Raw genomic sequence first — 7189 nt, 5'->3', positions numbered from 1 at the left:
GGATAAGATCGTTGGCAGCGTCAGATGTGTAGAAGAGACAAACGCCACTCACCCCACTCGCCCCGGTGGCCCGGCGTTCCGCCGAACCGGGCAGCGACCGTCCGGTGTCCGCCCCTCCCCCTCCCCCGCCACCGCCCGGGATGACCCCGATGCCGGCGCAACGTCCCGGCATCGCACCAGCGGACGCCGGCGAGCCGTTCCGCGCCACGCTCACCACTGCTGCCATCAACGACGCGCGGGCACAGCGCCGGCCGACCCCGATCACCCCTCGGCCGAACACCCGGGCAGGTGCCGGTCCGGCCGGCCCCGCCCCGACCATCTCGCCACAGTCGGCGCCACCGGCGGGTACGGCGCCGGTCTCCGGGACCCCGGTGTCGGCGCACCCGGTCTCTGGCAGCCCGATGTCCGGGGCACCGATGTCCGGGGCACCGGCCTCGGCAGCACCGGTCAGTGGTTCGCCGCTCGCCGAGCCGCCGACCGGAGGCTTCTCCGCGACCGATTACAGCCTGCCCGTTCCCGCCCCCCGACCCGGTCCGCCGACGTCGTCACCACCCGGTTCCCGGTCCAACTGGCCGCTGGTGCCGCCCGGTCCCGACGGCGCTGACGAGCCCGATCCGGTCTACCCGGGAGGGCACGAGGAACACCTGCCGGCCGCGTCCAACGGGCACAGCGGCCGGGTCAAGCCACCGTGGCTGGCCGACGACCTGCCGCCGGAGCCACCGATGCTGCGTCTGGTCGAACCGCCGGTCGCCGACCAGGTCCGACAGGACGACTTCCGAGCCGACGGCTACGGACGGCCCGACAGCTACCGGCCCGACGACTACAGCCGGCCCGACGCCCCGGCGGAGACTCCACCGCTGCGTCTCGTGGACGCTCCCCAGCCCACCGAGTACGGTCGCGGCCGTCGGGCCGCCGTAGAGCCGCTGAGCGCCCCGCCCGTACCCGATGAGGGCGACGGCGACCTGCTGATCTTCGCGGCGGCACGGTCGGCCTGGTTCGTCCGGCATCCGGAAACCGACGGGGCGGAGTTCGCGACGCAGGCGGACAACGGCTGGCGGGCTGCCGAGTTGGCCGCGCAGCCGTCGATCGGTGCCGCAACCAACGCCGGGCTACCGAAGCGGGTGCCGCAGGCCAACCTGGTTCCGGGCTCACCGCTGCGCGACGAGCGCCCGCTGCGGATCGTCCGAGACGCGGCGAGCATCGCCGAACACACCAACGGCTACTTCCGGGGCTGGCGTCGAGGTCAGGAGATCGGCGGGTACGCCGTCGGCGGACGGCCCGGCCGGGAAGCCGCCGGCGGATGGGACTTCAGCCGGGACCAGAGCGGACAGGGCGACGGCCGCGAGTACGAGTACCGACCGGCCGGTCACCACTCCTGACCGGGGGTCACCACCCGCCGCTGACGGGTACCCGCGTGCTCGGGCCTGGTGCCGGCCTGCTCGGGCCTGGTGCCCGAGAGTCGTGCCCGCCGTGCTCCGTACACCCGTCGTGGAACGCCCGTCCTGCCGCAGGTGCCACTGCCGCCCACGCCGATGTCGCTCCCACCCCGCTGATGTCGGCAGGCACCACACGCGGGCCGGCCGCAAACGACACCTACCGACGGCACCTGGGTCAGGTGCCGCCGGTTCGGGTCGCAGATCGGGAGAGTCCGTGCCGGGTGGGTCGGGGCGGTCAGGCCGGTGCCACCGCGCGCTGACGCCGCATGGTCAGCACGTACTCGACCAGCGAGATCAGCACGTGCTTCGTCGACTCACGGTTCCGCGCGTCACACGGGACGACAGGGACGTCGCTGGAGATGGCCAGCGCGTCACGCACGTCCTGCGGATCGTGGTACTGCATGCCGTCGAAGCAGTTGATCGCCACCAGGTAGGGCAGCCGCCGATGCTCGAAGAAGTCGATCGCCGCGAAGCAGTCGGCTAGTCGACGGGTGTCGACCAGCACCACCGCCCCGATCGCTCCTCGCACCAGTTCGTCCCACATGAACCAGAATCGAGTCTGGCCCGGCGTACCGAACAGATAGAGGATCAGATCTCGGTCGATCGAGATACGTCCGAAGTCCATGGCGACCGTGGTGGTCGTCTTTCCCGGCACCTGTCGCGTGTCGTCCACGCCGACACCGGCCGAGGTCATGATCGCCTCGGTGGTCAACGGCGTGATCTCCGAGACCGAGCCGACCAGCGTCGTCTTGCCGACGCCAAACCCACCGGCGATCACAATCTTCGCCGATGTCACGCGCCCGGCCATGGGGCGGTGCGCCATGTCAGAGCCTGCGAAGTCCACTCAGCACCCTCTCCAGCAGTTCCGTGCCCACCGCGTCGTTCGTGTCGTCCAAGGATGTCGGCTCGTACACCGCGACCAGGCCGTCCGAGGCCATGTCCGCGATGATGACCCGGGCTACTCCGAGTGGGAGCTGCATCCGCGCCGCGATCTCAGCGAGCGACTGCAGCCGGCCGTCACATAGCGCGGCAATGTATTGGTGCTCCCGGCCCGAGCCGCCTTGCACAGCGCCTGAGGACCGGCCGCGCACCGTCGTTTCCACGAGCGCCTCGAGGGCGATTTCCAGCTTCGGCCGGGTACGACCACGGGTAACGGCGTACGGCCTGACCAGAGCACCGGTCGGTTCATCGCGCTCGGTCATCTGCCGTCACCCCCTCTCGTCCTGCCCGCAGCTCCACCTGTCGGAGCTCGTAGCGTCCAGTTCTTCTCTGCTAGACCGGTGCCGGTCGTCGACGCCGGCACCGGTCTCGTCAGCGTGGTCAGCCCAGCATTCCGGCGGCCGTGCGGGGCGCTGGCGTCAGCGCCTCGCCAACCCGGTCCACCAGCAGAGCCATCTCGTACCCCACCTGGCCGACGTCAGAGCTTCGGGCGGCCAGTACCGCGAACGACGAACCGTCCGAGATCGACATGAGGAAGAGGAAGCCGTTGTCCATCTCAACCACTGTCTGCAGCACCGCACCACCCTCGAAACACCGCGCCGCGCCCTGGGTGAGGCTGACCAGTCCGGAGGCGATGGCCGCGAGCTGGTCCGCACGGTCCCGGGGAAGATCCCGGGACGCCGCCAGGAGCAGACCGTCCGCTGAGACCGCAATCGCGTGAGCGACCCCCGGCACGCGATCGGCGAAGTTGGCCAGCAGCCAACCGAGATCCTGCGTAGTTGTCATCCCTCATGCTCCTTGCCAGCCTGCGAGGATTGCTGCCCTCCCGGGGTCGCCCCCGGGTTGGTCGAGTGGTCGTCCTTGGGCTGAGTACGGCCGCGTTGCACACCACGGTGGTACGCGGACAATAGCCCACGGACCGCTTCCGGTGTGCGACGCTGTACCGAACCTGACGCCTTGTCTACGCCACCTGGTACTAGCTGTGCCATCGGGACCCGCTTGGGCAGGCCCGCCTGGGTCTTTTCGGCCACTTCGACATCAGCCGCAGCGCTTGCCGCGCGCCAGCCGTCGTCTGCGGCGGTCTGCCAGCTGTCCTGCGGACCCTCGCCACCGCCGCCACCGGCCGCAGCCGACCGCGAGGTGGCGGCCACCGGCTCGGGTCGACGCGGCAACGACGAACCGGGCCTGCCAGCCGTGGTCGTCCCGGATTCCGTCGCCGGAGCGGGTGGCTGGGAGGCCTCCACCTTGGCGATCGGCTGGGTGGTGGCGGTCGAGGCCGCACCACCGGACTGCTTGATCATTGCTCCCGCTGCCGCCCGCGCTTCGTCTGCGGTGGGGCGCCGGGTCCGGAACCAAGCCGACTCGAGCTCGCGGAAGATCGGCAGTTCCATGGTCTCGTCGGCGAACTGCTTGGGTGCCGCTGGCGGGGTGATCGTCGGGTGCTGGGCGGTCGCCGCGTTGTCCGGACCTGACCGGGACACCCTCGGCAGTTCGGCGGTCATGTCCAGCGCCGCAGCGAGCTTCTCCGGGACCGGCGGTGCCGGGGTGTCCCGTTGCTCCGCCGCGACCGGCGGCCAGGCCGGTGGTGCCGCGCTGGGCGGCGGCGCGGCCGAGGGTGCCGGAGCAGCCGGTGGCGGTGTCGCCGGTCGTTGCTGGTGCGGCGGCGGCTGCGTCGGGCGTTGGAAGCTGGCCGGCTGCTGGAACGCGGCGGGCTGTGGGGCGGCTGCCGGTGGTGGCGCCGGCGGGGCCGAGAACGGCCGGACCGGGGGTGCGGAGACCGGCGGGACGTACGGCTGCCCACTGACCGGTTGGTGGCCGGTCGGCGCGCCGTGGGTCTCCGGCGAGGTGGGGGCCTGACGCGGGATGCCGCTGGTGGGCGCCGCTCCGGTCACCTCGCCGTCGACTGTCCAGTGATCGTTGGATCGGCGCTGTGGCAGCGGACCGGTGCGCTGCTGGCCATTGGCCGGCGGGGCTCCCAGCACGTCGGAGCCGTTGGCGCCGTTCGTGCCGTTGGTCGCTCCGGTCAGGTCCGACCAGGCTGGCATCGGGCGGGCCGGGGCGGCCGGCGGGGTCGCCGGGCCACCACCGTTGATCGGTGCCGGTTCGAACGGTCGTGGCGGGGGGCCGGCCGGTGCCGGTGCCGGTGGCTCGGCCGGTCGGCCGCCGAAGCCACCGCCCGACGGCCCGTTGCCGCCCTCCAACGCAAGGGGTGCGGCGAACGACGGCCGGGCGACGGCGGGCATCTCCTGGCCGCCACCGGAGCCGAACGCGGCCGGGGCGGCGTTGCGGCCGGCGAGGGCCCGCGGAATCAGCACCGAGGTCGGCAGGGTGACGTCGGCGACTGTACCCCGGTCGGCGGCTGGGCGCAGCTCGACCTTGACACCGTGCCGCTTGGCCAGCCGGGCGACCACGACGAGACCCATCATCCGGGACACTGCCACGTCGACCATCGGCGGGTTGGCCAACCGGTCGTTGAGCTCCCGCAGCTGGTCGGCGCTGACGCCGATACCGCGGTCCTCGACGTAGAGCACGGCACGGTCGCCGACCCGGCGGGCCTCGACCATCACCTGCGAGTCCGGCGGCGAGAAGGCCGTGGCGTTGTCGAACAGCTCGGCGACCAGGTGGACCAGGTCGTTGACGGCGTGCGCGGCGACCTCGATGTCCCGGTCGACCATCCCGAATTCGATCCGGGTGTAGTGCTCGACCTCGGACTGTGCGGCGCGCAGCACGTCGCTCAGTGCCGCCGGCTCACGCTGCACGCGGGTAGAGTCCGCGCCGGCGAGAACCAGCAGGTTCTCGTCGTTGCGCCGCATCCGGGTGGCGAGGTGATCGAGCTGGAAGAGTTCGCCGAGCCGGTCCGGGTCCTCCTCGCCGCGCTCCAACCGGTCCAGGTGGCCGATCAACCGGTCGACCAGGATCTGTGACCGGCGGGCGAGGTTGACGAACATCGTCGACACCGACGAACGCAGTGCGGCCTGTTCGGCGGCGGTCTTGACCGCCTCCAGGTGAACCGCGTTGAACGCTTCGGTCACCTGACCGAACTCGTCCTTGCTGCGGACCGGCAGCGGCTCGGCGATCTGGTTGGCCAGTTGCATCGGCGAGCTCTGCGCGGTGACCTGCGGGTCCCGCAGTCGGGCAACAGCATGCGGGAGACCGTGCTGGGCCACAGCGAGCGCGCCCTGGCGCAGTTCACGCAGCGAACGCGCCATCGCCTGGGCGACCAGAGCAGCGAAGAGGATCGCCAGCAGCAGCACGACGAGCAGCAGGATCGTCTCGATCAACAACTGCTGCTGTACGTCGTCGCGCAGGATGGTGGCCTCGTTGACCACGTCGCTGTCGATCTTCTGCTCGACGGTGCGGATCAGGTCCGCGTGTCCGGTCAGCGCCGCGTCCCAGGCGTCGGCGTCGAACGGCGTGTCACGCATCGACTCTTCGTTCTGGCCCCGGATGAAACCGCCGTAGGTGTCCGCTTCCCGCAGCGCCGGACCGGCCACCGTCTGGTTGTAGAACTCCAGGTCTTCCTGGACGGCGGCGGCCTCGAAGCTCTGCCGGGACTGGGCCTGGCCGGCCCGGGTACTGATGTAGTCGGTTCGCAGTGACGGGGTCAACGCGTTCTGGCTGAACGCCCGCAGCACGACGATCCGCTCACGGGAGAGGAACTCCTTGTTGCGGGCCAGCGAAGCGGCGGCCCGCATGTGGTCGCTCAGCTCGGTGTCGTTGGCCAGCTGGGCGGCCGAGTCGCGGATGTCGAGCAGGTCGCTGAGCAGCACCTCGTAGGCGCGGGCGGCCTCGGTGAGACGGTAGGTGCCGTCGGCGGTGGCGCTGTTGACCACCTGGCTGCGTACCCCGGGCAGGTCGGCGAGGTTCTGGTCGATCCGGGAAAGCAGGTTACGGAAGTTCACCGGCAGGTCGGTCAGCTCCGCGCGGCGCTGCGAGTACGGCGTCCGGGCCTCGTCGACGGTGCCGTGCAGGGCGTTGTACGCATCGAGGTAGCCCTGCCGGCGCTGCTCGTTGCCGGTGCCGAGCAGGAGCACTGCGGCGGCCCGCTCGTTCTGCAGGTCGTGGGCCAGGTCGCCGGAGGCGGCGGCCAAGGTGGCAAGTGTGCGTGCCTGAGACGCGTTCCCAGCGGTCTCCAGGTGCCCGATGAGGCCGTTGGTACCGACCACGATCGTCGCCAGGGTCGGCACGATCATGATCAGACCGAGCTTGGACCAGATCGGCAGATCGTTGAGCCGGCCAACCGGCCGGCGGAGACGCGACAGGAATGAATCTGCCGTCTTCGGCCGCTCGCTCACGTCACCGCCCTCCTCATCGGTGCCGGTTCGTTGCACCGGACACCCCATCGGCCGACCCGGGCGGATCGGACCCCCGAGATTCCATCACGACACCACGCAAAGAGAAAGCCCAGGTGGCTCGTCACTGCGAGTGTGATGCGATGGTTATCCCGACCTGTGACAAATAGCACTTGCCTGATCACGTTAAGTAAACACTTCGGTCCGTGTTGCCGGCTTCGAGGGCAACTGTGCTCTCGGAGCGCGACGAGCATCTTACGCCCACCACGTCGAGCCGCCACCACCGATAGGACCCGCCGGACATGGCCCTCCGCGACCAGCCACCGACCGGGTGGTTGGCTACCGGTGGCCCGAACGGGGGACCACTGTCGGCGGCCGATGGGCCACCGGCGGGTTGGCTACCAGGTCAGCCGATCAGCTTGGCGTACGCAGGCTTGATGACGTCGTCGATGACCGCCAGCCGCTCGTCGAACGGGATGAACGCACTCTTCATCGCGTTCACCGTCAACCACCGCAACTCCG

4 protein-coding genes and 2 pseudogenes are annotated in these 7189 nt (G+C 70.6%); 1 reads left to right on the top strand and 5 read right to left on the bottom strand.

Annotation, left to right across the window (positions count from 1 at the left end; translation table 11 throughout):
* Window positions 1-248: 248 nt before the first annotated feature.
* A pseudogene (locus ACXAHD_RS30550) lies at window positions 249-1379 on the top strand (transposase); the annotation flags it as partial.
* A gap of 292 nt (window positions 1380-1671) precedes the next feature.
* Here the strand turns inward: ACXAHD_RS30550 and ACXAHD_RS30545 are convergent.
* The 5 genes and pseudogenes from ACXAHD_RS30545 to ACXAHD_RS30525 form a co-directional block, all read right to left on the bottom strand.
* Window positions 1672-2259: a GTP-binding protein gene (locus ACXAHD_RS30545; protein WP_123605491.1), complete on the bottom strand. Its 588-nt coding sequence runs from the start codon at window positions 2257-2259 to the stop codon at window positions 1672-1674.
* A gap of 1 nt (window position 2260) precedes the next feature.
* Entirely contained in the window at window positions 2261-2638 is a 378-nt protein-coding gene (locus tag ACXAHD_RS30540; RefSeq protein WP_281553227.1) for a DUF742 domain-containing protein, read from the bottom strand.
* A gap of 118 nt (window positions 2639-2756) precedes the next feature.
* Entirely contained in the window at window positions 2757-3161 is a 405-nt protein-coding gene (locus tag ACXAHD_RS30535) for a roadblock/LC7 domain-containing protein (RefSeq protein ID WP_278171351.1), read from the bottom strand.
* Window positions 3158-6670, bottom strand: a complete 3513-nt coding sequence (locus tag ACXAHD_RS30530; RefSeq protein WP_289212170.1) for a sensor histidine kinase — start codon at window positions 6668-6670, stop codon at window positions 3158-3160. The genes ACXAHD_RS30535 and ACXAHD_RS30530 overlap by 4 nt, the downstream gene beginning before the upstream one ends.
* Window positions 6671-7073: 403 nt before the next feature.
* Window positions 7074-7189, bottom strand: a pseudogene (locus ACXAHD_RS30525) (adenosine deaminase); the annotation flags it as partial.

It is taken from the genome of Micromonospora sp. ABR4_055 (genome assembly GCF_056160425.1).
This window is presented reverse-complemented; position numbering and strand designations above follow the sequence as displayed.